Below are 26,431 nucleotides of genomic sequence, written 5' to 3' on the forward strand. Positions count from 1 at the left end.
AGCGGTGGAGGAGATCGTGGCCGGCACCTTCGCCGAGGTGCTCGGCGCGGCGGGGGTCGGGCTGGACGACGACTTCTTCGCCCTCGGCGGCAACTCGCTGCTCGCCACCCAGGTGACCGCCCGGCTGGGCGCCGCCCTGCAGACCCAGCTGTCGGTGCGGGACCTGTTCGAGGCGCCGACCGTCGCCGCGCTCGCCGCCCGGGCCGAGCAGGCATCGGGCTCCGGGCGCAGCCGGCCGCGGCTCGTGGCCGGTGCCCGGCCGGCACCGATTCCGCTGTCACCGGCCCAGCAGCGCTACTGGTTCCTCAACCAGTTCGACCCCGGTGCGTCTGCGGTGGACAACATTCCGCTCGCGGTGCGGCTGCGCGGCGCCCTCGATGTCGCCGCGCTCGAACTGGCCGTCGGTGACGTGATCGCCCGGCACGAGGTGCTGCGCACGATCTATCCGCGCTCGGCCGACGGGCCACACCAGGTGGTCCTGACGCCCGCGCAGGTGGTGACGCCGCTGGTGCCGGTGCCCGTGGCCACGGACGGAATCATCGCCGCCGTCACCGAATTCGCGCGCACCACCTTCGATGTCACCACCGAGGTCCCGCTGCGGGTCGGCCTGTTCGCGGTGACCGGCACCGACGAACACGTCCTCGCGTTCACCGTGCACCACGTCTCCGCCGACGGGTCCTCGATGGGCCCGCTCGCCCGGGACGTCATGACCGCGTACGTCGCCCGTGCGCGGGGCGAGGTGCCGCAGTGGGCGCCGCTGCCGGTCCAGTACGCCGACTACGCACTGTGGCAGCGGTCCGTGCTCGGCGACGAGTCGGACGCGGAATCGGTTGCGGCCGAACAGGTCTCCTACTGGGTCCAGGCGCTGGCCGGGTTGCCCGATCAACTGGAGCTGCCGGCCGACCGCCCGCGCCCGCCGGCCCAGTCCTTCCGCGGCGACGCGATCCGCTTCGAGATCGACCCGCGGCGGCACGCCCGCCTGCAGGATCTGGCCCGCGCGCACAACGCCTCGCTGTTCATGGTGGTGCACGCCGCGCTCGCGGTCCTGCTGGCCCGCATGTCGGGCACTGCCGACATCGCGGTCGGCACGCCCGTCGCCGGGCGCGGTGAACGCGAACTGGACGATCTGATCGGCATGTTCGTCAACACCCTGGTGTTCCGCACCCGGGTCGACGGCGCCGCATCCTTCGCCGGGCTGCTCGCCGAGGTCCGCGACCGCGATCTCGAGGCCTTCGCGCACGCGGACGTGCCGTTCGAGCGGCTGGTGGAGGTGCTCAATCCGGCGCGGTCCACGGCCCGCAACCCGCTGTTCCAGGTCGGTCTGTCCTTCCAGAACCTGGCCGAGCAGGCGTTCGAGCTGCCCGGGCTGTCGGTGAGCGCGGTCGACTTCGACGCGCGGCCGGCCAAGACCGATCTGCAGGTGACCTTGGCCGACCGCTACACCGCGGACGGTTCACCCGCCGAGCTGGTCACCGAATTCGGTTACGCGGTGGACCTTTTCGACCGCGCCACGGTGCAGGACCTCGCGGACCGATTCGTCCGGGTGCTGGACGCGGTGCTGGCCGATCCGCAGGTGCGGGTCGGGGACATCGACCTGCTCGACCCCGCCGAACAGGACCGGATCCTGCGGACCTGGAACGAGACCGTGCGACCGGTGGACGCCGCCGCGACGCTGGTGTCGCTGCTGGACGCCACCGTCGCGGCGGCCGGTGCGGCCGTCGCCCTGCTGGCCGATACCGCCGGGCCAGGTGCGCCGCTGCAGACCCTGACCTATGCGCAGCTCGACGCCCGGGTGAACCGTTTGGCTCGCTTCCTGCTCGACACCGGCATCGGCGCGCAGGACCGGGTCGCCCTGGCGGTGGGCCGTTCCATCGATCTGGTGGTCGCGATGTACGCGGTGGCGCGGACCGGTGCGGTCTACGTGCCGATCGATCCGGCGCAGCCGGCCGAGCGGATCCGCTACATCCTCGACACCGCGGCACCGGCCTGCGTGCTGACCACCGACGAGGACTTCGCCGCGGCGATCGGCTCCGGGGTGATCCGGCTCGACCGGCTGAACCTGTCCGGTTATCCGGGCGACCCGATCGAGGCCGACGAACTGCTGCGCCCGATCCATCCGTCGGACCCGGCGTACGTGATCTTCACATCGGGTTCGACCGGGCGGCCCAAGGGCGTGGCGGTGCCGCATGCGGCCGTGGTCAACCAGCTGCTCTGGAAGACAGCGGAATTCGGGCTCGGCGCCGACGACGCCGTGCTGCTGAAGACGGCGGCCACCTTCGACCTGTCGGTGTGGGAGTTCTGGTCGGCCGCGGTCTGTGGTGGCCGCCTGGTGATCGCGGCGGCCGACGGCCACCGCGATCCCGCCTACCTCAACGAACTGATGCGCACGGCGCAGGTCACGACCCTGCACGCCGTGCCGTCGATGCTGGACGCGCTGCTCACCGAATCCGGTGGCGCGCTGAGTGGTTCGCTGCGCCGGGTGCTTGCGATCGGCGAGGTACTGCCCGCGGCGACCGCGCAGCGGTTCCGGCGCGCCAACGCCGCGCACCTGTTCAACCTGTACGGGCCGACCGAGGCCGCGGTCTCGATCACCAGCCATCTGGTCACCGACGCCGACGTGGCGAGCGTGCCGATCGGCACGCCGGAGTGGAACTCTCGGGTCTACGTGCTCGACGCGCGCCTGCGCCCGGTGCCCGCCGGAGTATCCGGCGAGCTCTATCTCGCCGGTGCGCAGCTGGCCCGCGGCTACTTCGGTCGCGCGGATCTGACCGCCGACCGTTTCGTGGCCGATCCCTTCGCCGCGGGCGAGCGGATGTACCGGACCGGTGACCTGGTGGCGTGGAACCGCGACGGCGAGCTGGAGTATCGCGGCCGGACCGACTTCCAGGTGAAGATCCGTGGTTTCCGGATCGAGCTCGGCGAGATCGAGGCCGCCCTGCTGCGGCAGCCGGGGATCACCGCGACCGCGGTGCTGGCGCACACCGATCCGCACCTGGGTGACCGCCTGGTGGCCTACGTCGCGGGCGTCGCCGACGATTTCGATGCGCACGCGGTACAGGCCGCCCTCGCGGGTGAACTGCCGTCCTACATGGTGCCCGCGGTATTCGTTCCGCTGACCGCGCTCCCGCTCAACGCCAACGGGAAACTGGACCGGAATGCGTTGCCGGCCCCGATCTTCGAGCAGGCGGTGTTCCGCGCGCCGGTCACGCCCACCGAGCAACTGGTGGCCGGCGTCTTCGTGACGGTGCTGCACATCGAGGACGGCGTCGTCGGGCTCGACGACGACTTCTTCGCCTTGGGCGGAAATTCCCTGCTCGCCACCCAGGTCGCCGCGCGGCTCGGCGCGGCACTCGACACCCGGGTGCCGGTCCGGCTGCTGTTCGAAGCCGCCACGGTGGCCGCACTGGCCGGCCGGGTCGAGGAGCACGCCGGCACGGGCGGCCGGACCGCCTTGGTCGCCGGGCCGCGCCCCGAATACATTCCGCTTTCGCCCGCTCAGCAGCGGATGTGGTTCCTCAACCGCTTCGACGCCGAATCCGCCGCCTACAACGTGCCGGTCGCGGTCCGGCTCACCGGCGCGCTCGACGTGCCCGCGCTGCGGGCGGCGGTCGCGGATCTCGTTGCCCGGCACGAGATTCTGCGTACCGTCTATCCGCAGACCGAATCCGGTGCGGCGCAGGTGATCCTGCCCGCGTCGCAGGCCGTGCCGGAGCTGGAGGTGCGCGGGGTCGCGGCGGCCGACGTCGAGGCCGCGGTGCTCGAGCTGATGGGAACGCTGTTCGACGTCACCGTCGAGGTGCCGCTGCGGGTCGCGCTGTTCGAGATCACCGAGAGTGGTTCGCCGGAACCGGAATACGTGCTGGCGATGGTGGTGCACCACATCGCGGCCGACGGGTCCTCGGTGGGCCCGCTGACCCGCGACCTGGTGACCGCCTACGCGGCCCGGGCCGTCGGCGCGGCGCCGGGCTGGGCGCCGCTGGAGATCCAGTACGCGGACTACAGCATCTGGCAGCGCGCCGTGCTGGGCAGCGAGGAGGATGCGGAATCGACTGCTGCCCAGCAGCTCTCGTACTGGCGGCAGGCGCTGGCCGGGCTGCCCGACCAGTTGGAGCTGCCCACCGACCGTCCGCGCCCGCCGGTGCAGTCGTTCGCCGGCGGCCGGGTGGAACTGCGCCTGGACGCCGACCTGCACCGCGAGCTGCAGGAGCTGGCGCGGGCCGAGGGCGCCACGCTGTTCATGGTCGTGCACACCGCTCTGGCGGTGCTGCTGGCCCGGCTCAGCGGCACCGACGACATCGCGATCGGCACACCGATGGCGGGGCGCGGTGAGGCCGTCCTCGACGATCTGATCGGCATGTTCGTCAACACCCTGGTGTTCCGCACCCGGGTCGACCCGGCGGCCGGTTTCACCGAACTGCTGGCCCGGCAACGCGAAACGGATCTGGCGGCCTTCGCGAACGCGGATGTGCCGTTCGAGCGCCTGGTCGAGGTGCTGAACCCGGTGCGTTCGACGGCCCGGCACCCGCTGTTCCAAGTGGGTCTGTCGTTCCAGAACCTGACCCAGTCCGCGCTGGAACTCCCCGGACTCACGGTGACCGGTCTGGACCTCGACGCCGGGGTCTCGCAGTTCGACCTGCACCTGATCGTCACCGACCGCTACAGCGAATCGGGTGCGCCGCAGGGCATCACGGGTGTGCTCACCTACGCGAGCGACCTGTTCGACCGGGAGACGGTGGAGCTCTTCGCCGACCGCTTCCAGCGCCTGCTGACCGCGATCGTGGCCGAGCCGCGGACCGTGGTCGGCGATATCGCACTGCTCGACGAAACCGAGCGCGGCGCAGCGCTGTTCGCGCGCAACGCCACCACGCGCGCGGTGGACGAGACGATCACGCTGGCCGGCCTGTGGCAGGCCGCGGTGCTGCGCTCCCCGTCCGCTGTCGCCCTGGTGGCGCCGGACGGTACGACCTGCACCTACGCCGAGCTCGCGGAGCGGGTGAACCGCTTGGCGCGGCACCTGATCGCGCTGGGTGTCGGGCCGGAGTCACCAGTCGCGCTGATGATGCGCCGCTCGGTGGATCTGGTGGTCGCCATGTACGCGGTGAGCGTCGCCGGTGGGGCGTACGTGCCGGTGGATCCGGAGCAGCCTGCCGAGCGGGTGGAGTACATCCTGTCCGCCGCCGCGCCACGCTGCGTGCTCGCTGTCGGCGACGATGCCGGTGTGCCCGCCGAACAGCTGGTGGTGCGGCTCGACGACCCGGCGCTGTCCGGTTATCCGGCGGGCGCGGTGACCGACGACGAGCGGATCGAGCCGCTGCGGGTGTCGAACACGGCGTATGTGATCTTCACGTCCGGTTCGACCGGCCGCCCCAAGGGCGTGGCCGTGCCGCACAGTGCGGTGGTCAACCAGTTGCAGTGGAAGACGGCCGAATTCGGTCTCGGTGCCGACGACGCGGTCCTGCTCAAGACGGCCGCGACGTTCGACTTGTCGGTGTGGGAGTTCTGGTCGGCGGCGGTGTGTGGTGGGCGGATGGTGGTCGCGGCGGCCGATGGTCATCGGGATCCGGCGTATCTGAACCAGCTGATGGCGCGCGAGGGTGTGACCACGCTGCATGTGGTGCCGTCGATGCTGGATGCGCTGTTGACCGATTCCGGTGGTGTGTTGAGTGGTTCGTTGCGGCGGGTGTTGGCGATCGGTGAGGCGTTGCCTGCCGCGGTGGCTCAGCGGTTCCGCGCGGCCAACCGCGCGGATCTGTTCAACCTGTACGGGCCGACCGAGGCCGCGGTCTCGATCACCAGCCACCTGGTGACCGGCGCCGACCGGGCCACAGTGCCGATCGGCAAGCCGGAGTGGAACTCCCATGTCTACGTCCTGGACTCGCGTCTGCACCCCGTACCGACGGGAGTCACCGGCGAGCTGTACCTGGCTGGTGCGCAACTGGCTCGCGGCTATCTCGCCCGCCCGGGCCTCACCGCCGAGCGTTTCATCGCAAACCCCTTCGCTGGGGCCACCGGTCACCACGGCACTACTTCTGCCGACACCTCGGCTCGAGGCGCCAGTGTTCCAGGTTCCTCCCCTCGCTGTGACCGGCTTTATCGCACCGGTGACCTGGTCGCGTGGAACGCCGATGGTGAGCTGGAGTACCGGGGCCGCACCGACTTCCAGGTGAAGATCCGTGGCTTCCGGATCGAGCTGGGTGAGATCGAGGCGGCGCTGCTGGTGCTGCCGCAGATCGCCCGGGCCGCGGTGCTGGCCGTCTCCGACCCGCACACCGGCGATCGCTTGGTCGCCTACCTGGTAGGTGTGGATCTCGATGTGGCGCAGGTGAAGTCGGCGCTCGGCGCGGCGCTGCCGTCGTACATGGTGCCCACCGCCTTCGTGGTGCTCGACGAGCTCCCGCTCACCGTCAACGGCAAGCTGGATCGAAAGGCCTTGCCGGAACCCGAATTCGAGGCCACCGCGTACCGTGCCCCCTCGACCCCGATCGAGGAGGCCGTCGCGGGTGTGTTCGCGGACGTGCTCGGGGCCGCGCACATCGGCGCCGACGACGACTTCTTCGGGCTCGGCGGCAACTCGCTGCTGGCCACCCAGGTCGCGGCCAGGCTCGGCGCGCTGCTGGACACCCGGGTACCGGTGCGCATGCTGTTCGAGGCGTCCACGGTGGCGGCGCTCGCGATTCGCGTGGAACGGCACGCGGGCACCGGTCGGCCCGCGCTGACCGCCGGTCCGCGCCCGGAGCGGATCCCGCTGTCGGTGGCCCAGCAGCGGATGTGGTTCCTCAACCAGTTCGATCCGGCCTCGTCGGTGAACAACATCCCGATCGCGATCCGCCTGTCCGGCGCACTCGAGGTCGAGGCGCTGTCGCGGGCCGTCACCGATGTCCTGGCGCGCCACGAGGTCCTGCGCACCATCTACCCCGACCTGGGCAACGGCCCGGTGCAGCGGGTGCTGCCGGTGTCGGCGCTGCCGGTGCGGCTGGACGCGGTGCCCATCGCGGCGGACCGGATCCGCGCCGAGGTCACCGAGTTGGTCTCACAGGGCTTCGACGCGACGACCCAGGTTCCGTTCCGGGTCGGCCTGTTCCGGGTCCACGACCCGGCGGGTCCCGCGGGTGCCGAGCCGGAGTACGTGCTGGTGTTCGTGGCCCACCACATCGCGGCCGACGGCTGGTCGATGGGCCCGCTGACCCGGGATCTCATGGTGGCCTACGCGTCCCGGGCCGGTGGGGAAGCACCCAACTGGGCGCCGCTGCCGGTGCAGTACGCCGACTACAGCGTGTGGCAGCGAACACTGCTGGGGTCCGAGGACGATACGGACAGTCTGCTCAGCAGCCAGTCGGCGTACTGGCGACAGGCGCTGGCCGGCCTGCCCGACGAGCTGAACCTGCCGTTCGACCGTCCGCGCCCGACCGTGCAGTCGTTCCAGGGTGGCCGGGTGGTGTTCCCGATCGCCGTGCCGCTGCACGAGCGGCTGCGGGAGATCGCGCGCGAACAGCAGGCGACCATGTTCATGGTGGTGCACGCGGCACTGGCGCTGTTCCTGGCCCGGATGTCGGGCACCTCGGATATCGCGATCGGTACCGTGGTCGCCGGGCGCGGGGAGCGCGAACTCGACGACCTGGTCGGCATGTTCGTCAACACCCTGGTGCTGCGCACCCAGGTCGACGGGCAGCAGAGCTTCGGCGACCTGCTCAGCCGGGCCCGCGACACCGATCTGCGGGCCTTCACGCACAGCGATGTTCCGTTCGAGCGGCTGGTCGACCTGCTGGCGCCGGAGCGGTCCACGGCGCGCAACCCGCTGTTCCAGGTGGCGCTGTCGTTCGAGAATCTGCCGGACGCCGGCTTCGAACTGCCCGGATTGCATGTCTCGGCAGTCGATTTCGCGGTCGATACGGTCAAATTCGATCTGACGCTGACCATCCGCGAGTCCGGCGACGGTGCGGCCGGGATGTACGCCGAATTCGCCTATGCCAGCGCGCTGTTCGACGAGGCGACGATCCAGGTGTTCGCGCAGCGGTTCATCCGACTGCTCGAAGGGGTGGCCGAGCGGCCGACGGCACCGGTCGGTGACCTGCCGCTGCTCGCGCCGCGGGAACACGAGCTGCTCACCTCGATGCGCGGGGCGGACATCGCCGCCACCGGCCTGCTGCCGGAGCTGCTGACCCGTGGCCTCGACCTCGGCCGCGACCGGATCGCGGTGCGCCACAACGGTTCGTCGGTGACCTACGGCGAGCTCGACGAGCAGTCCACGCGCCTGGCGCGGGTGCTGATCGAGCGCGGGGTCGGACCGGAGGAGCTGGTGGCGGTCGCGCTGCCGCGCTCCTACGAAACTGTGCTGTCCGTGCTGGCGATCACCAAGGCCGGTGGCGCGCACGTGCCCGTCGACCCCAGCTATCCGGTGGACCGGGTGCGGCACATGATCGCTGATTCCGGTGCGCTGCTGGGTATTACGAGTTCGGTGTACGCGGGTGAACTGCCTGCCGACGTCGACTGGCTGGTTCTCGACGACCCGGCCACCGAAATCCGTTGTGCCGCACAGCTCGCCGTGCCGGTCACCGACGCCGACCGGATTCGGCCGCTGCGGCCGGAGCATCCGGCCTACACCATCTACACCTCGGGTTCGACCGGCCTGCCCAAGGGCGTCACCGTGATCCAGTCCGCGGTCGCGAGCCTGGCCGAGGTGGCGTCGAGCCTGTACCGGCTGGAACCGCACCACCGGTTCCTGCACATCTGCTCACCGAGTTTCGACCCCTCGGTCATGGAATGGGTGTGCGCGTTCTCGACCGGTGCGACGCTGGTGATCGTGCCCGCCACCGTCATCGGTGGCCCGGACCTCGGCGAGTTGCTGCGCGCCGAGCAGGTCACGCACACCATCATCACGCCGGCGGTGCTCGGCTCGGTCGACCCGGCGGAGTCGCCGCTGCTCGTCGCCGCCGTCGGTGGTGACGTGACCACACCGGAGCTGTTGGCGAAGTGGCAGCCGGAGCGCAGTTACCACAATGCCTACGGTCCCACCGAGGCCACCGTCATCGCGACCTACGGCGAACTGGTGCCGGGGGACCGGATCACCATCGGCGCGCCGGTGCACGGCATGACCGCGCTGATCCTCGACGACCGGCTGCGGCCGGTCCCGCCGGGTGTCACCGGTGAGCTGTATCTGGCCGGGCCGCAGCTGGCCCGCGGTTACCGCGCCCGGCCCGGTCTGACCGCGGAACGGTTCGTGCCCAACCCCTTCGGTGCGGCCGGCGAACGCCTCTATCGGACCGGTGACGTGGTGCGCTGGTACGCGCCCGCCGCCGAACGCGGGGGCAACCTGGCGGTGCCGACCGTGGACTGGCGGATCGAATACGTGGGCCGCTCCGACTTCCAGGTGAAGATCCGCGGCTTCCGGATCGAACTCGGCGAGATCGACGCGGTGCTCGGCCGGCACGCCGACCTCGACTTCGCGTTCACCATGGGGCGCGAAACCAAGTCCGGGGCAACGGTTCTGGTGTCCTACGTGCTCCCGGTGGCAGGCCGCACGATCGATCCCGCCGAGCTCACCGGGTATGCCGCGCGGATCCTGCCCGCGCACATGGTGCCGTCGGCGATCGTGGTGCTCGACGAGATCCCGCTGACCCCGGTCGGCAAGCTGGACCGCCGGGCCCTGCCCGCCCCGCAGCTCGCCCCGGCCGAATTCCGGCTGCCCGCCACCGAATTCGAGCGGGTGATCGCGGAGATCTACTGCGAGGTTCTCGGTGTCGACCAGGTCGGACTCGACGACTCGTTCTTCGCCCTCGGCGGGGACTCGATCCTGTCCATCCAGCTGGTCTCGCGGGCGAAGGCGCGCGGACTGGTATTCAGTCCGCGGGACGTGTTCGAATGCCGCAGTGTGGCCGGGCTCGCCGAGATCGCCACGGCCAGTGGTGAATCCGAGCAGCGCGCGCTGGCCGAGCTGCCCGGCGGCGGCACCGGCGCGGTGCCGTTGACGCCGATCCTGGCCGCGACCCTGGGCCGCACCGCGACCTACAGCCGGTTCTCGCAGACCATGGCGCTGCGCCTGCCGGACGGGCTGGACCCCGAGATCCTGACCGGCACCCTCGCCGCGGTCGTGGACCACCACGACATGCTCCGCGCCCGCTTGCGCCGGGCCGGCGCCGGTTGGGCGTTCGAAGTACTCGAACCGGGTGCGGTCGACGTGCACGCCTTGCTGCACCGGGTCGAGCTGCCCGGCGAGATCACCGACGCCGAACTGACCGAGCGGGCCGGCGCGGCCTACGACGCCGCTCTCGGCCGCCTGGATCCGGCGAATGCCGTGATGGCGCAGTTCGTTTGGTTCGCATTCGACGGTGGGGTGCGCCGGGACGTGCTGTTGCTCGTCGGCCACCACTTCGTGATCGACGGAGTGTCCTGGCGCATCTTGATCCCGGACCTGGCGGTGGCCTGGTCACAACTGGCCGGCGGACAGCCGGTCACGCTGCCGCCCACCGGGACCTCCATGCGCCGCTGGGCGCACGCGCTGACCGAGGCGGCCACCGACGCGACCCGCATGGCGGAACTGCCGTTCTGGCAGCAGATTACGGAGGCACCTGACCCGCTGTTCGGCGCGCGGGCCTTCGATCCCGTGCTCGACACCTTCGCCACCGTGGAACGGGTCGAGGTGTCGGTGCCGGCGGCCGTCACCGACGCGGTGCTCACCGCGGTGCCGGGGCTGTACCGGGGTGGCGTCAACGACGGCCTGCTCTCGGCTCTCGCGCTCGCGGTCGGCCGCTGGCGCGGGCGGGACGCCGCACTGATCCAGCTGGAGGGGCACGGGCGCGAGGAAGAGGTCGTGCCGGGCGCGGACCTGTCGCGCACTGTCGGCTGGTTCACCGCGGCCTACCCGGTCCGGCTGGACCTGGGCGGCGCCGACCTGTCCGACGCGTTCGCGGGCGGAAAAGCACTGGGCGACATCGTGAAATCGGTCAAGGAACAGCTGCTCGCGGTGCCGCACAAGGGACTCGGGTACGGCCTGCTGCGTCATCTCAACGCGGACACCGCGAACCAGCTCGGGTCCGCGGGCCAGATCAGCTTCAACTATCTGGGCCGGGTCTCGGCCGGCGAGGTGCCCGCGCAGCTCGCCGAGATCGGCTGGGTGCCGGTGGCCGACCTGGGCCGGCTCGACGCCGAACTGGACCCGGACATGCCGGCCAACGCGACGATCGATATCAACGCGATCGTCACCGACGGTGCCGACGGGCCCGAACTGGGTGCCGCGTTCGCCTACCCGGCCGGGCTGCTGGATCGCGCCGACGTCGAGGAGTTCGCGCGGCTGTGGGTGGCGGCGCTGACCGCGCTGGCCGAGCACGCCCGGCACGCCGACGCCGGTGGCCTGACGCCGTCGGATCTGCCGCTGGTCACGGTCGGCCAGGCCGAGATCGAGCTGTGGGAACAGCGGTTGCCCGAGCTGAGCGACGTGTGGCCGCTCTCGCCGCTGCAGTCGGGGCTGCTGTTCCACGCGATGATGACGCAGGCGACGGTCGACGTGTACACCATGCAGGCCGTAGTCGACCTGGGCGGCGTCCTCGACGTCGCGCGGCTGCGAGCCGCCGCGCAGGGCATCCTGGACCGCTACCCGAACCTGCGGGCATCCTTCGCCACCGACGCCGCGGGCTGTCCGGTACAGCTGGTCCCGGCGCGGGCGCAGGCACCGTGGTTCGAGGTCGATCTGACGGATCTGCCTGCGGCACAACGGATGCCGGAGCTGCATCGGCTGGTGACAGTCGACCGCGAGACCCACTTCGACATGGCGGCCGGTCCGCTGCTCCGGTTCACCCTGTTCCGGACCGCCGCCGACGCCTGGCACCTGGCGATCACGACCCACCACATCCTGCTCGACGGGTGGTCGATGCCGCTGCTGATGCGGGATCTGTTGGTGCTGTACGCGGTTCGCGGCGATACGGCCGCGCTGCCCCGGGTGTCGTCGTACCGGAACTTCCTGTCCTGGCTCGCGGGCCGGGACTGGGACGAGTCGCTGCGTGCCTGGGGTGCGGCCCTCACCGGGGTCGACGAACCCACCACGCTGGCGCCCGCGCCGCGCGGGCCGGAGACCTACGCGATCGGCAAGCTGGTCACCGAGGTCGACGCGGACCGGACCCGCCGCCTCGCCAAACACGCCGCGGAGCTGGGGATCACGGTGAACACCATGATCCAGGCGGCGTGGGGCGTGCTGCTCGGCCGGCTCACCGGCCGCGACGACGTGGTGTTCGGTGCCACGGTGTCGGGGCGCCCGGCGGAACTGCCCGGCGTCGAGTCGATGGTCGGACTGTTCATCAACACCCTGCCCGTCCGGGTGCGGATCGATGCCCGCGCCGGTGTCGGCGAGCTGCTGACCGGACTGCAGCGGGCCCAGGCCGACCTGCTCGAGCACCACTACGTGGGGCTCACCGATATCCAGCGGATCGGCGGTGCGGGAGCACAATTCGACACCCTGCTGGTGTTCGAGTCGTACCCGATGGACAAGCAGGCGATCGCGGCGGCCAGTTCCATCGACGGGCTCACGGTCACCGGGGTCGGTACCACCGACGCCACCCACTACCCGCTGACATTGCTGGTGGTGGCCGAGTCGACGGTGGAGATCACCTGGAAGTTCCTGGAGAGCCGGTTCACCGCCGACGAGGTCGCCACCCTGGCGAACCGGATGGACCGGGTGCTGGACGCGCTGCTGGGTGATCCGGAGGCCGTGGTCGGCGATATCGAGATCCTCGATGCCGGTGAGCGGGCCCGGATCCTGGCCGAATCGGGTGTCGCCGCAGTGGAATCCGCTGCGGTCGTGAACCCGGTCGGCGCGGTGTCGGTGGCGAAGGCGCTGCAGGCCGTGGTCGCGGAGGACCCGCAGGCTCCGGCGCTGCTCGACGGGGACAGCGAGCTCGCCTACCAGGAGCTCGACGCCCGCTCCGCACAGCTGGCGCGGGTGCTCATGTCCCGCGGCGCCGGTCCGGGCGACGTGGTCGCGGTGACACTGCCGCGGTCGGTCGACGCGGTCGTGGCGCTGTGGGCGATCCAGAAGGCCGGTGCCGCGGCACTGTTCGCGGACGGCCTCGCCTTCGGTGAGATCGTCTCCGCCGGAGCGGATTTCGGTATCAGCGCCGAATCGGCCACGAGCAACGCGCGCTGGCTGGTCCCGTCCGACCCGAAGACTCGGGCCGAAATCGAAGCCGCACCAGCCCATCCCGTGTCCTACGCGGATCGCTCCCGGCCGCTCCAGGACGGCGACGCGTCCTTCGTGATCCCGGTCGGCGACACATGGCTGCGCTTGTCCCAGGCGGAAGTGCTGCATCGCGCCGAGGCCCTCCGCACCGCGAACAGAATCGACTACGAGTCGACCACGTTCACCACCGCCACCGCGGGAGCTACGGCCCTGGACGAATTCCTCGCGTCCGCCACGGCTGGCGCCTTGTCGGTCCTGCCGACCGGGGACACCGCCGGGGATCTGGAGTCGGGTGAGGTGACGCACTGGTTCGCGGCGACGGGCGAGGACACTACGGCGGCGGGTCCGGGGGTCCGGGTGATCGCGGAATAGCGTGCAGGCGAACCGGTCACCCGCTGGCGGCGCCCAGCTCGGCGAGCAGCGCCCGGCACTGCTGGATGTCCATCGCGTATCCGGGCACCAGGCGTACCGACCGGCCACTGGCCTCCAGCTGCCCCTGTATCTGCCGCAGGCCGAACGCGTCGACCGGATCGGCCGAGTCGCCGAGTTCGGCGATCCGCTGGGCACGGGCGGCGTACAGGTCGCTGCCGCCGCGCACCGCATCCGTCCAGTCCGGAATGCTGGAGCCGATATCCGCGTTGAAGTCCTCCAACACGCTCGGTGGCAGGCCGTCCCGTTCCAGCGACCAGTTCATCAGCAGGCGGGACACCCGCCCGTTGAAATCCTCGAATGGATGGATGGATACGATCCGATGCTGCAGTTCGGCGGCGAGGTGATACGGGTCGTATCCGGGCTGCTGCCGGGCGGTGTTGTACCAGTCGGCCGTAGCCTTCAGCTCCCGCTCGATGGCTTCCCGCCCGTTCGTCACATATTCGATTCCCCAGTTCTTGAGCGGGACAATCTCGGAGGTAAGGAATTTCACGTGCGGGTTCGCCTCGATGGCGGCCACCTCGCTGTCGGTGACCGGCCGATCCCAGCTGCCCCGGCGCCGCTTCGGCGTGAATTGGCCGTCCAGCGACGGGGCGAGTTTGCGATGCAGGTCGGTGACGAAATCGACACTCAGATCCTGATCACCGTGTAGTCGGGTGAACGCCCGGGCATCCAGGTAGTCGCTCCACGCGCCCCGGCCGAAAAGGATCTCGGGGTTGGAATAGCCCTGGGCCAGAGCCACTTCCATCAGCGGTTTGTCGATCACCAGGCTGGCTTCCTGCATCACCTGCGCTCGTGTGTGCAGACCGAGGATCGTTTCTGGTGGCTCGTTGCCGGTCCACGTGTGCGCGGTCGGCGCCGCCGGGCCGCCCAGCAGGCGGCCGGCCGACTCGTCGTCGGCCAGGACCGTCCCGGCCTTGCTGCGGAGCGCCGCGATCGCCGCTGTCTCCTCGCCGTGCACGATCTCGGCGGCCTGCTTGGTGACCGCCGTGAGCTGTTCACGCATCGCCTGCACGAAGACGGCAGTTCCAGTTCCACCCGTTTCCACACACACCCACAATCGGGAGCCTGAGCACCTCCACCGGCGCGACATCCCGACGACAACGGTATCCGGCGCCGCTGACAGCCGGCATCACCACCGCTGGGGAACAGGCCTCGGCTCGACTGGGCGCCGGATGCGGCCTGCCGTCGGCGATCACACCGATTCCGGGTGACGGATCCGTGTCAGCGGATCCGTCAGGTGTATGTCAGGGCGGCATCAGCGTGCCCGGCGAAGGTAGTCGCATGAGCAGTTCAGCGGAGACGCCGACCGGCTCACGGGCCGGATCCGCGGATCCGGCCGACCTGAGCAGAGCACACCACGAGGAGACCGCCATGACCACCTTCCAGACCACCGGCCCGATCACCGCCACCGTCGACATCGCCTGCGGCACCGTCACGTTCATCGCCGCCGACCGCTCCGACACCGTCGTCGAGGTACTGCCGACCGACCCGGCCAAGGGGCGGGACGTCAAAGCCGCCGAGCAGGTGACAGTCGAATTCGCCGACGGCGCCCTGCGGATCGAATCCCCGCAGCCGCGCAACCAGTACTTCGGGTCCTCCGGGTCGCTGGAGGTCACCGTCCACCTGCCCGCCGGCTCGCACGTCGAGGCGAACACGGACAGCTGCGAGCTGCGCGGCGTCGGCCGCCTGGGTGACGTCCACTTCGACGGCGCCTACCGGCGGATCGCGCTCGACGAGGCCGCGAGCCTGCACCTGACCGCGGTCGACGGCGACGTCGAGGTCGGCCGGGTGGCGGGCCCCGCGCAGATCACCACGGCCCGTGGCGCGATCCGGATCGGCGAGGCCGTGCGCGGCGCGCTCGTCCTGAGCACCCGAACAGGTGACATCACGGTAGGCGCCGCCCCCGGCGTCTCGGCCTCCCTCGACGCCGACACCGGCAAGGGCCGAATCAGCAACGCGCTGCGGAACAACGGCACCACCGAACTCGACATCCACGCCACCACCACCCAGGGCGACATCTCCGCCTTCAGCCGCTAGCGCCGAAGAAACGGTCGTCTACCCCTGCTTTCCGGGGGTAGACGACCGTTTCTGGTTGGGCGGCAACGGGATTTGCGCCGGTCGGTCAGTCCGAGTTGCTCATCAGGTGGGGGAGGGCGGTGCGCCAGCTGGTGTGGGGGGTGAGGTCTCGGGCGGCGGCGGCTGCGGCGCCGGTGCAGGAGAAGCCGGGGTGCCAGGTGCCGTCGTCGAGTTCCACCGCGCCGAGTTGCATGGGGCTGGGGAGGGATGTGAGGAAACGGCCGAGGGCGGCGGGGGAGAGGATCCAGCGTTCGGCTGCCACGGAGATGCCGGGGGTGCCTTCGGGGGTGCGAGTGACAGCCGGTTTCGGGGGGACGGTGTCGAGGGCGGCGAGGCGGTAGGCGGGGGAGGTGCGAACCGGGCCGGCCCAGCGGGCGCCGAGGTCGGTGAGCTGGAACATGAGTGGCTGGTCGTAGAGATGAGCGCCGAAGACGATCAGGTCGGTGGTGGGTGCCACCCACAGTGGCCAGGCCGGATCGGTGCCGGTGAAACCGCGTGGGCCGGTGACGGCGTGCTGTGGATCGCTGCTGTCGGACGGCTGCGGATCGGCTTCCGTGGACAGCTGTGGATCGGCAGCTGGGGACGGTTGTGGATGAATCGCCGGGGCTGCTGCCAGCGGACCCCGCCCTGGGGACGGATGTGGATCGATCGGCGCGGACGGGATTCGGGCCGCGATGTCCAAGGCGACCGCGTCCTCGAACGGCCGCGCGAAGACGGTGACGCCGAACTGGGCGGCACCGGCGAGGCCGGCCGGAACCGCGACGGCGCACAGATCGAAGAGATTGCAGAAGTTGGTGTAGGTGCCGACCCAGGAGTTGACACCGACCGGGTCGGCCGCGACCTCGTCGATCGTAGGTTGTCCGGGTGTGGTCGGCGCGAGCAGGGCATCGGCGCCGGCCAAGGCGGCCATCGCGGCCGTGCGCAGCCGGTCGAGTTGCTCGAGGTCGGAGACCAGACGGTGGGCGGGGAGATCGCGGGCACCGGCGATGATCGCGCCCACAGTGGGGTCGACCAAGTGCGGGTGCGCGTCGACGAATTCGCCTACCGCGGCATAGCGTTCGGCGACCAAGGCGCCGTCGTACAGCAGTCGTGCGGCGGCCAGGAACGGTTCGGGATCGATCGTGACGATCGAGACACCTTGGGCGCGTAGCTCGTTCACGGTGCGCTCGAAGGCGGCAAGCTCGGCGGTACCGCAGCGAGGCAGCGAATCGAACACCGCCACAGTCGGTTTCGGTGGTGCGGCGAGCCGGACGTCGGCGGGCCAGGCTCGATCCGGTGCGCCCGCGGCGAGTACGCCCATCGCGCGGTTCGCCGTGTCCAGGTCGCGCGCGAAAACGGTCACACAGTCGTAGGACCGGCACGCGGGAACCACACCGGCGGTGCTGATCACTCCGACGGTCGGCTTGATCCCGACGAGTCCCTGGTAAGCGGCCGGCACCCGACCGGAGCCGGCGGTGTCGGTACTGATCGCGATATCCGCCGCCCCGCACGCCACGGCCGCCGCGGAGCCGGAACTCGAACCACCGCCGACGAATTCGGGCCGACGGGTGTCCGGCACCGCGCCGTACGGCGATCGGGTGCCGACCAGGCCGGTGGCGAACTGGTCCAGATTGGTCTTGCCGACCACGACCGCACCGGCCGCCCGCATCGCGGCGACCGCGGCCGCATCCCGCTCGGGCAGATACGCGTAGCCGGGGCAGCCGGCCGTGGTGGGTATCCCGGCCACATCGACGTTGTCCTTGACCGCCAACCGCAATCCGGCCAAGGGGCCGTGCGCCGAGGCGATGTCGGCTTCGACCTCGGCGGGGTCGCGCTGCTCGATCCAGATAGTCATGTCTCACCTTTCGGGCCGAAGCCTGAAGTCGTAGTTCGCCGCGCGCCGGACGGATCCGGCGCCGCGTGTCACATCGGCCGGTGGCGGCTACACCGCGGATCCCGCCAGTTCCCCGGCGTCCGCCCACGACTGTCGTTCGGCGGCGAAGGCTTCGGCCTGCCGGGCGCGGAACTCGGCGATCGGGTCCGCGTTGTCGGACAGGAACTTCCGGTAGTCGGCGAGCCGGAACTCGCCGTCCTCGGTGCGCAGGTCACAGTGGCCCGCCGCGAAGTCGGCCCGCAGATCGGTCAGTTCCTCGGTGGAGACCGGGTACCAGCGGATGCGATCGAAATATCGGAGCAGCCACGGGTTTTCGTCGTTACCGTCCGAGCGGTGGTTCCACACCTGGGTGGTGCGGCCGACGAACTGGTAACCGCCGGGGCCTTCCATGCCGTAGATGCAGAGGTAGGCGCCGCCGATCCCGACCGCGTTCTCCGGGGTCCAGGTGCGAGCGGGGTTGTACTTGGTGGTGACCAGCCGGTGCCGGGGGTCGGTCGGAGTGGCCACGGGCGCACCGAGATACACGTCGCCGAGACCGAGCACCAGGTATTCGGCGTCGAACACGGTGTCGTACACCGCCTGGACGTCGGGCAGCCCGTTCATCCGCCGGATGAACTCGATGTTCCACGGGCACCACGGCGCATCCGCGCGGACGCCGTGCATGTAGCGCTGGATGGCCTCCCGGGTGGACGGGTCGTCCCAGGACAGCGGCAGGTGCACGGTCCGGCTGGGTACGACCAGGTCGGTGGCGGCTGGAAGGGACGATTCGGCGTCGGCGAGCAGCGCGAGGAGCCGCCCGGTCGACAGCCGGTCCGGATCGAAACGCACCTGCAGCGACCGCACTCCGGGGGTGAGTTCGGTGATTCCCGGGACCCGGGCCGCCCGCAGGTGACCGTAGAGCGCGTGCACGCGCGCCCGCAGCTCGAGATCCAATGTCATCTCGCCGTATTCGACCAGTACGCCGTCGTTGCCGGCCCGGCGCACGGTGATCGCGGTACCGTCCGCGGCTTCCCGGCGCGCGAGGATGCCGTCGTCGCCGTCCCCGCCGGTGGACAGGACGATGGGCCAGTCCGCCCGGCGGGCGGGACCGACGTCGGCCAGCGAGGCGGCGCGGTCGGCCCGCACCGGGACGAAGCGCACCGTGTCACCGGGGGTCAGCTGGCCCAGCTTCCAGCGTTCGGCCGCGACGACGGTGACCGGGCAGACGAAGCCGCCGAGGCTGGGCCCGTCGGGGCCGAGCAGGATGGGGGTGTCGCCGGTGAAGTCCAGCGCGCCGATGGAATAGGCGGTGTCGTGGATGTTGGAGGGGTGCAGGCCCGCCTCCCCGCCGTCGGGCCGAGCCCACTGCGGTTTCGGTCCGATCAGCCGGACCCCGGTGCGGTCGGAGTTGAAGTGCACCTCGTAGTCGGTGGCCAGCAGGGTGTCGATGTCGTTGCGGGTGAAGAACTCCGGTGCGCCGTGCGGTCCCTCGGTGACGGCGAGTTCCCAGCGGTGGGTGAGCACCGGCTGCCAGTCGGCGGGAACGGCAGTGCCACTGTGCTTTTCCCTGCCGGTCCCGGTCACGGAGGTGCGCAGGACGTCTCCGGCGCGCAGCACCCCACCCGTGCCCCCGAACCCGCCCAACGTGAATGTGGCGGCGCTGCCCAGGTATTCGGGGCACACCAGACCACCCGCGAACAGGATGTAGCTGCGCATCCCGGGCCCGCGCACCATCCCCACGTCGAGCACCCCGCCCGGCGGGACGGTGACGGTCCGCCACTGCTCCACCGGTACCCCGTCGACCGTGACCGGTGCCGGCGCACCGGTCACGCACACCGTGGCACCGTCGGGAAAGCGGAGCGCCGGCCCACCCATGGTGCACTCCAGTCCCGGCACTCCCTCCGGATTGCCCAGAGCCCGGTTGCCGAGCCGGAACGACAGGTCGTCCATCGGTCCCGACGGCGGCACTCCGACGTGCCAGTACCCGGTGCGGGCCGGCCAATCCTGCACGGTGGTCAGCATTCCGGGGCGCAGAACCTCCACCGCGGCGGTCGGCGCGACCGTGTCCACCCGGACGTCGATTTCGACACCGGGGTCGACCTCGCGGGCCGGACTCGGCGTGGCCGCGGGCTCGACCGTCGCGGTCGCCGCTCGAACCGGTGTCATCGCGTCACCACCATGCGCACGGGCGTCGGCTCGAATCCGTTGCAGGGGTTGTTGATCTGCGGGCAGTTCGAGACCAGCACCAGTGTGTCGACCTCGGCGCGCAGCGAAACCTTGCGGCCGGGAGCGGATTTCCCGTCGACGATGCCCAGGGTGCCGTCCGCCTCGACCGGCACGTTCATGAACCAGTTGATGTTGGAGACGAGATCCCGCTTGCCCAAACCCCATTCGAGGGCGGCGGTCAGGAAGTTCTCCACACAGGCGTGCTGGTGGCGGGTGTGGTGACCGTAGCGCAGGGTGTTGGATTCCTGCGAGCAGGCGCCGGCGATGGTGTCGTGGTCGCCGACCTCGTCCTCGACCACGGTCATGAGGACGAGCCCGGAGTCGGTGCGCAGCGCGCTGCCGGTGGTGAGGAAGATGTTGCCCTGGGCGGCCACGGTGGCCTGGGCGCTGTAGCGCTGCGTGGCGGGGTCGTCGGCGCCGTAGAGCAGGCAGTCGACGGCCTGGTTGCCGTGCAGGTCGATGATGTCGAGGCGGTCACCGGCGCGCACCACGGTGGACCAGGGCGCGCAGGCGGGGACGATCTCGTCGCGGACGACGATGCCGGTCGAGGTGGTCACTGGAGGTCCTCCTGGGTGTGCGCGGCCCGCCAGGCCTGTTCGGTGTTCTCGACGGCCCGCAGGTATTCCGGGTCGGTGCCCGTCAGGGCGTTCAGCTCGCCCGGCGCCGCCCACGCGACCAGGTCGAGATCCGTTGCGGGCGTCGGGTCCAGCGGGTGCGGCGCGTTGGCGACGAGCAGGATCGCGGGCAGATGCAGCAGCAGGTCGACGGCCGTTCCCGCTCCGGCTGCTCCGGTAGTCCGCAGTGCGCCACCGGGTTCCACGCGCACGCCTCGGAACAGTGTGACGGTTGGGGCGATATCACGCGGTGCCAGGCCGTGTTTCGCGCCGGCGAGGTGTAGTGCGTGGCGGGCCTGCGCGCTCGGGCCGCACAGGGTGTCGTGGTGCCCGGAGGTGTCGGACACGATGGTCGCCAGCACCCGGCCCTGGTCGGTGAGCAGCGGATGCCCGGCACCGAGGTACGCCTGCCACGGCACCTTCATGGTGTCGGCCACATTCATTCGCTCCCACGGCGATTCGGCGCGCAGCAGCAGCAGGTGGGCGCAGGCCGCGCCGAACGGATCGCCGAGCCGGACGCGGCTGCCGCGGCCGAGCACGACACCGGCGTAGCCACCGGCCGGAATCCGTTGCGCGACCGCCGGATCGGTGATCCCGGCGGGCAGGTCGGGCCGGGCGATGGTCGCGGTCGCGGCCTGGGCGCGCGCGTGGTCGCGCGCACCGTTGGTGGTCGCCGTGCTGGTCATGCGGATGTCCTTTCGGCAGTGGAGAATCGGGCCCGGGTGGGCGGAGGAGGACGCCCACCCGGGAGTCGGAGGGGTCAGGCGGGCTGCAGCCGGAGGTCGGGGTCGCGGTGCGCGGCCGAGCCGACGGTGCGGTACAGCGCTACTCCGACGGCGACGGTGACCGCGACGAACAGCGGTGCGGCCCAGAGCATCCACCAGCCGCCGCCGCTGGGCGTGTACACCTCCGTCCGCGGCCAGGCCAGGTTCACCGCCATCGCGACGCCCCAGAGCACAGCGACCGCGTTCACCGGGATTGCGAAGCGGCCCAGCGAGAACAGTCCGGCCGGGGCGGGCTCCAGCGTCCCGGTGACCCGCCGCACCAGCAGCGGCACGGTGACCAGCAGATACGCCGCGTACAGCAGCACGATGCACACGCTGGCGAGGGTGGCGAACAGGGCGGCGTTGCCGAGGTTCAGGACCAGCAGGGCGATGGCGAGGGCGCCGATCACGACGGACGGCCAGATCGGGGTGCCCAGTCGCGGGTGCACGGCGGACAGCTTGCGGGCGAACGGCATTCGGCCGTCGCGGGCCATCGAGAACAGCAGCCGGGAGCCGGCGGTCTGCACGGCCAGTGTGCACACGCTGATCGCGACGGCGACGCAGGTCAGCAGCACCTTGCCCGCCGGCCCGTCCAGCTTGGCGGAGATCACGTAGGCCAGGCCGCCGCTCGCCAGGTTGCCGTCGTCGAGGCTGGGTGCGGCCATCAGCGCGCCGAGCAGGATCAGGCCGCCACCGAGCCCGGACACCGCGAGCGCGGTGAGAATGGTGCGCGGCGCGACGCGTCGGGGATTGCGGGTCTCCTCGGAAAGCTCACCGGCGGAGTCGAATCCGACCATGACGTAGGCGGCCATCAGCCCGGAGACCAGGAACGCGGCCCAGTACGGCCCGGGTGCGGCACCCGTGGTGTGGGTGACGACGGCGGCGCCGCGGTCGGTGTGGGTGAAGAACAGTGCGATGGTGGCCGCGACGCCGATGATCTCGATGGTGACGCCGATCGAGTTGATCCGGGCCATCCAGTCGATGCCGACGATATTGACGACGGTGGTGAGGACCAGCAGGATGCTGCCCAGGATCACCGCGTTGGTGGCACCGCTGCTGCTGGTCAGGGCCGAATCGCCGGATACGAACTGGAAGCCGCTCCACACGGTGGGCAGTACCACCTGCAGGGCGATGGCGGCCGCGGCGGCGGTGACGATCTGCGCGATGAACATCATCCAGCCGGCGAACCAGCCGACGACCTCACCGGCGAGCCGGCGCGACCACTGGTAGATGCAGCCCGAGATCGGGTACCGGGCGGCGAGTTCGGCGAAGTTGAGTGCGACCAGGAACTGCCCGGCGAAGACGACCGGCCAGGTCCAGAAGAACGCCGTGCCGCCGAATCCGTAGCCGAAGCCGAAGAACTGGAAGATCGTGGTGAGGATGGAGACGAAGGAGAAGCCGGCGGCGAACGAGGCGTAGCGGCCGAGCTTGCGGTGTAGGACCTGCTGGTAGCCGAACGCTTCGAGGTCGGAGTCGTCGTCGGGGGGCGCGAGGGTGGCGGTGGCCAGGGTGGCGGACATGAGCACGGTTCCTTCGGCGTCGCGGCCAATATCTATCATGTGACAGTTTTTCGGCCCGGCGTTCGCGGCTGGTGACGGCGATGTATCGGCTCGATGTCCGGGTGTAATTTTCGGATTACCAGTATTTCTGTCAGATGACAGAAATCTCACGCCCTCGGGTGACCTCGATCACGGACGGCTGAGCGGAACCCGCGACGACCATGCGGAACAATGGCAGCCGTGACGCAACCCGGACCCGGACGCCCACGACTGGGCCCGCGCCGCCGAGCAGGTGGTACGCCGCGCGCCGAAATCCTCGACGCCGCAGCCGAACTGTTCACCACCAAGGGCTACGCGAGCACCTCCACCCGGGCCATCGCCGACGCGGTCGGCATCCGGCAGGCCTCGCTGTACCACTACTTCGCCGCCAAGGACGACATCCTCGACGTCCTCCTGGACCTGACGGTCACTGCCCCGCTGACCGTCGCCGCCCAACTCGCCGCCGCCGCAGCGCCCGCCGCTGTGCGCCTGTACGCGCTGGCCTGGTACGACGTCCGGCAACTCGCGGCCTCCCGCTGGAACCTCGGCGCGCTCTATCTGCTGCCCGAGTTGCGCTCCGAACGCTTCGCGCAGTTTCGGGCCCGGCGCGCCGAACTGCGCGGCCACTACGAACAATTGGCGACCGAGGTGGCCGCGGGAGACAGTACCGCCGCACCCGCGGCCGGTGCGCCCGAGCTGGCCTTCCGGCTCGTCGAGACCGTGATCGATATCCGCTCCGACGCCGGAATCGCCCCCGCCGCACTGGAACACACCATTCCCGAGACCGTGCTGCGCATGCTCGGCTGGTCCGGTTCGGCTACCGAGATCCGTACGGCGGCAAGCGCATTGCTGGACGCACTACCCGTCGATGAGATCCAGCTCGCGCAGATGCCGGAACACCAGCAATGATCCCGGTGCCACCTCCGGCATCCCGGCGTACTCGGTATAGCTGAACCAGCGCAGTTCCGCGATCTCGCTGGTGGGCCGTGGTTCACCGGCCAGCTCGGCGGTGAAGACGGTCATGTGCAGTGCGGTGCCGGGGGTGTGGCCGTAGGCCTCGGCCTCGAAGACGCCCAGCTCGCGGGGTTCGAGCACGCCGACGCCGAGTTCCTCCCGGATCTCCCGGTGCAGCGCCTGTTCCGGGGTCTCGCCCGGGTCGATCTTGCCACCGGCCATGTAGAACACCGTCTTTCCCGCCGAGCGGGTCTGCAGCAGCCGCCGGTTCCGGATGTGGACCAGCGCGGCGGTGCGAATCACGTGTTCTGCCTGTGGTTTCCGGCCGACGGCGGGGTCAGCTTCCAGTGCAGGGTGAGGGCCAGGGCGATGCCGGGCAGGATGGTCACCGGAATTTTCTTGTCCCGCAGCAGATTCCGGATCTCGCCGACCTGCTCCCGCTTGCGGTCCTCGTAGGCGTTGCCGACCGGTCGGACCACCGGCGGAATACTCAACAGAATCAGCTCGCCGTACGGCGGCTCCTCGCCCGGCACCAGATCGAGCGCCAGCTCCCAACGGCCGCCCTCGCCGAGCGTGAACCGCGCCGCCACCACCCGGTCCCAGCCGAGCGTGTGCCGGCGCCACAGGGTGCGGCGCTCGATGCGGTCCGGACCCAGCTCGATCCCGTCCCGGCGGAACATCAGCACCAGCAGGGCGACGGTCAGCAGCACACCGGCCAGGATCCCGGTGAAGATCCGGCCGATGCCGAAGCCCGCGACGATCGCCGCCCCCGCCACCAGACCGGGCACCGCGCCCAGCACCCCGTACAGCAACATCCGCTGGGAGGACACCTCCCCGGCCCGCACCATGCCGCCACCACCTTCCGCTTCCGGCCACCACCGTACCGACCCGCCGGACCGGGCACCGCACGAACAGGCAGGTAGGCGCGCCTGCGCCACCGCCGACCGGGACGGACCGATCGGCCGCCGAACCGGATTCAGCTGTGCAGCGGAACCGACGCCTCGGCGGTATTCACCTGGAAGGTCAGGCTCTCCTGCAGATACAGCTGCACGGTGTCCGCGTCGTGCGACAGATACCCGACCGAGAAGTCCTGACCCAGGTTCAGGCAGAAGTCGCCGCCGCGCGTGGTCAGCACGAAGGCGCCGTCGACGGCCGGCGCCCAGATGATCTCGCCGTCGGGAATCAGCCGTTCGAGGTGGGTGCGGATCGGATAACCGTGGTCGGAGGTCTCGCTGACCGCGGTGTACGCGTCGGCCGACAGCAGAATCGAATACGGCCCGGCCACGCCCGCCAGCCGCAGCGCCGTGAGCGCCTGCGCCACGACCTGCGGAATCTGGGTGGGATCACTCGGCAGCGCGATCGCGGTGTTCGACGACGCCGCTCGCATCCCGGTGATCCCGGCCGCCGGATACCCCTCGAAGATCGCGCGGTCCTCGGCGAACGCGATCTGCTTGGCCGCCGCGCGCACCGGATCCAGGTCGGTGTCCTGGGCGCCGCGCTCCACGTTGTCCAGCTCGGTGCGCGACAGCGTGAACGGCACCCGCAGCTCGACCAGCGGCGCGACCACCCGCTGCCGGGCCTGGACCCCGGCCGCCGGGGAGTCGATATCGGTGACCCGGCCCAGCCCGTGCGCGGAGTACTCGGGCCCGTGCGGGCCGGACACGTCGACCACCCGCCGGCCGGCCAGATGCCGCTTGATGCTGCGCGCCGCCTCGCTGTCGATGCTCTCCCACGCGGCACCGGTGATGGGCGCGAGCTCGCGATGCAGATTGTTCATCAGAGGCTGCCTTTCATCGTGCCGATACCGAGGGAACCGTCGCCGGAGACCGTCGCGGTGGACACGCCCGGGCGATCGGGGAGGGCGTCGAAGAAGCCGGCGGCCGGCACGAAGAACAGGGTGCCGGTGACAGCGGTGGAGAAGTCGAGGATGCGGTCGTGCGAGGCCTCGGGTGTGCCCTGGAACATCCGGCTCAGCATCCGCTCGGTGACGCTGGGGGTGGCTGCATAGGCGATGTAGTAGGTACCGAATTCGCCCTTGCTCGCGTTCCCGAACGGCATGTTGGCTCGCAGGATCTGCCGCTGGGTGCCGTCGGGATCGATCAGGGTGTTCACGGCCACATGGGAATTGGCGGGTTTCTCCGCGTCCGACAGCTCGTAGTCGCCGAGCTTGGTGCGGCCGATGACCCGTTCCTGTTCGGCCACGCTGATGGCCTTCCACGAGGCCAGATCGTGCAGGTACTTCTGCACGATCACGTAGCTGCCGCCGGTGAAATCGGGATCCTCGTCGCCGATCAACGCGACCTCGGACGCCTCGGGTCCCTCCGGGTTCTCGGTGCCGTCGACGAAACCCAGCAGGTCACGCTGCTCGAAGTAGCGGAAGCCGACGGTCTCGTCGACGAAGGTGGCGGCGCCGCGCAACCGGTCGGCGATCACCATCGACATCTCGAAGCAGGCGTCCTGGGTCTCGGCCTTGATGTGGAACAGCAGATCACCCGGGGTGGAGGGTGCCTGATGCCGCGGGCCGTGGAACGCGGGCAGCGGATGCAACTCGGCCGGCCTGGGTCCGGTGAACAGCCGATTCCAGGCCGACGATCCGATGCCCGCGGTGCAGGTCAGGTCGGCCCCGGGAACCCGGAAGCCGATGGACCGCCGGAGGCCGCCCAGATCTGTCAGTAGGTCCCGGACGGTGTCCTCGCCCCCGGTGTCGACCGTGGCGACCAGGAAGATCGCGGCCCGGGTCAGCGGCTGGGTGATCGGTTGCGGCACAGCCATGATCGACAGCGTAACGGGTGGCGGCGTGGCCGGGGCGA

At 70.5% G+C, this 26,431-nt stretch carries 13 protein-coding genes (1 of these 13 only partly in view); 3 read left to right on the forward strand and 10 right to left on the reverse strand.

The window, feature by feature from the left end:
- Positions 1-13,537, forward strand: the 3' end of a protein-coding gene (locus EBN03_RS20465; protein WP_122189663.1) for a non-ribosomal peptide synthase/polyketide synthase. Its footprint begins 30,593 nt before the window's first position; 13,537 of the gene's 44,130 nt are visible here — the last part of the coding sequence; the start codon falls outside the window, past its left edge; it ends in the stop codon at positions 13,535-13,537.
- Between the two features lie 16 nt (positions 13,538-13,553).
- Here the strand turns inward: EBN03_RS20465 and EBN03_RS20470 are convergent, their stop codons facing one another.
- A complete protein-coding gene (locus EBN03_RS20470) occupies positions 13,554-14,600 on the reverse strand; it encodes a Fic family protein (RefSeq protein WP_158675691.1) in 1,047 nt (348 codons plus the stop codon).
- A gap of 278 nt (positions 14,601-14,878) precedes the next feature.
- On the opposite strand from EBN03_RS20470, the gene EBN03_RS20475 reads away from it, so the two are divergent.
- The gene (locus EBN03_RS20475) at positions 14,879-15,634 is read left to right on the forward strand and encodes a DUF4097 family beta strand repeat-containing protein (RefSeq protein ID WP_233608481.1); all 756 of its coding nucleotides are present in this window, start codon (positions 14,879-14,881) and stop codon (positions 15,632-15,634) included.
- A gap of 85 nt (positions 15,635-15,719) precedes the next feature.
- Here EBN03_RS20475 and EBN03_RS20485 read toward each other — a convergent pair whose 3' ends face one another.
- From EBN03_RS20485 to EBN03_RS20505, 5 genes are all read right to left on the reverse strand, one after another.
- Positions 15,720-17,507, reverse strand: coding sequence for an allophanate hydrolase (locus tag EBN03_RS20485; RefSeq protein WP_199742891.1), 1,788 nt, complete (start codon positions 17,505-17,507; stop codon positions 15,720-15,722).
- Between the two features lie 87 nt (positions 17,508-17,594).
- Positions 17,595-19,691, reverse strand: coding sequence for a 5-oxoprolinase/urea amidolyase family protein (locus EBN03_RS20490; protein WP_122189665.1), 2,097 nt, complete (start codon positions 19,689-19,691; stop codon positions 17,595-17,597).
- A complete protein-coding gene (locus EBN03_RS20495) occupies positions 19,688-20,308 on the reverse strand; it encodes an urea amidolyase associated protein UAAP2 (RefSeq protein WP_122189666.1) in 621 nt (206 codons plus the stop codon). Before EBN03_RS20495 ends, EBN03_RS20490 begins: the two co-directional genes overlap by 4 nt.
- Entirely contained in the window at positions 20,305-21,051 is a 747-nt protein-coding gene (locus EBN03_RS20500) for a DUF1989 domain-containing protein (protein WP_122189667.1), read from the reverse strand. Before EBN03_RS20500 ends, EBN03_RS20495 begins: the two co-directional genes overlap by 4 nt.
- Before the next feature lie 74 nt (positions 21,052-21,125).
- Positions 21,126-22,649: an amino acid permease gene (locus EBN03_RS20505; protein ID WP_122189668.1), complete on the reverse strand. Its 1,524-nt coding sequence runs from the start codon at positions 22,647-22,649 to the stop codon at positions 21,126-21,128.
- A gap of 219 nt (positions 22,650-22,868) precedes the next feature.
- Between EBN03_RS20505 and EBN03_RS20510 the strand changes: the two genes are divergently transcribed.
- Positions 22,869-23,576, forward strand: coding sequence for a TetR/AcrR family transcriptional regulator (locus EBN03_RS20510; protein ID WP_233608482.1), 708 nt, complete (start codon positions 22,869-22,871; stop codon positions 23,574-23,576).
- On the opposite strand, the gene EBN03_RS20515 is transcribed toward EBN03_RS20510, so the two are convergent.
- The 4 genes from EBN03_RS20515 to EBN03_RS20530 form a co-directional block, all read right to left on the reverse strand.
- Entirely contained in the window at positions 23,526-23,924 is a 399-nt protein-coding gene (locus EBN03_RS20515; protein WP_122189670.1) for an NUDIX hydrolase, read from the reverse strand. The two genes, EBN03_RS20510 and EBN03_RS20515, sit on opposite strands and share 51 nt — an antisense overlap.
- Entirely contained in the window at positions 23,921-24,469 is a 549-nt protein-coding gene (locus EBN03_RS20520) for a hypothetical protein (RefSeq protein ID WP_122189671.1), read from the reverse strand. Before EBN03_RS20520 ends, EBN03_RS20515 begins: the two co-directional genes overlap by 4 nt.
- Positions 24,470-24,597: 128 nt before the next feature.
- On the reverse strand, positions 24,598-25,398 hold the full coding sequence (locus EBN03_RS20525) for a family 1 encapsulin nanocompartment shell protein (protein WP_122189672.1): 801 nt from the start codon (positions 25,396-25,398) through the stop codon (positions 24,598-24,600).
- Positions 25,398-26,393, reverse strand: a complete 996-nt coding sequence (locus EBN03_RS20530) for a Dyp-type peroxidase (RefSeq protein WP_122189673.1) — start codon at positions 26,391-26,393, stop codon at positions 25,398-25,400. Before EBN03_RS20530 ends, EBN03_RS20525 begins: the two co-directional genes overlap by 1 nt.
- Between the last annotated feature and the right edge of the window lie 38 nt (positions 26,394-26,431).

Source organism: Nocardia stercoris, from assembly GCF_003696265.1.
Lineage (GTDB): Bacteria > Actinomycetota > Actinomycetes > Mycobacteriales > Mycobacteriaceae > Nocardia > Nocardia stercoris.

Bases quoted from the DNA above. Each gene is read 5' to 3' on its own strand.
- EBN03_RS20470 (WP_158675691.1), bottom strand. From the start codon at position 14,600: ATGCGTGAACAGCTCACGGCGGTCACCAAGCAGGCCGCCGAGATCGTG.
- EBN03_RS20475 (WP_233608481.1), top strand. From the start codon at position 14,879: ATGAGCAGTTCAGCGGAGACGCCGACCGGCTCACGGGCCGGATCCGCG.
- EBN03_RS20485 (WP_199742891.1), bottom strand. From the start codon at position 17,507: ATGACTATCTGGATCGAGCAGCGCGACCCCGCCGAGGTCGAAGCCGAC.
- EBN03_RS20490 (WP_122189665.1), bottom strand. From the start codon at position 19,691: ATGACACCGGTTCGAGCGGCGACCGCGACGGTCGAGCCCGCGGCCACG.
- EBN03_RS20500 (WP_122189667.1), bottom strand. From the start codon at position 21,051: ATGACCAGCACGGCGACCACCAACGGTGCGCGCGACCACGCGCGCGCC.
- EBN03_RS20505 (WP_122189668.1), bottom strand. From the start codon at position 22,649: ATGTCCGCCACCCTGGCCACCGCCACCCTCGCGCCCCCCGACGACGAC.
- EBN03_RS20520 (WP_122189671.1), bottom strand. From the start codon at position 24,469: ATGGTGCGGGCCGGGGAGGTGTCCTCCCAGCGGATGTTGCTGTACGGG.
- EBN03_RS20525 (WP_122189672.1), bottom strand. From the start codon at position 25,398: ATGAACAATCTGCATCGCGAGCTCGCGCCCATCACCGGTGCCGCGTGG.
- EBN03_RS20530 (WP_122189673.1), bottom strand. From the start codon at position 26,393: ATGGCTGTGCCGCAACCGATCACCCAGCCGCTGACCCGGGCCGCGATC.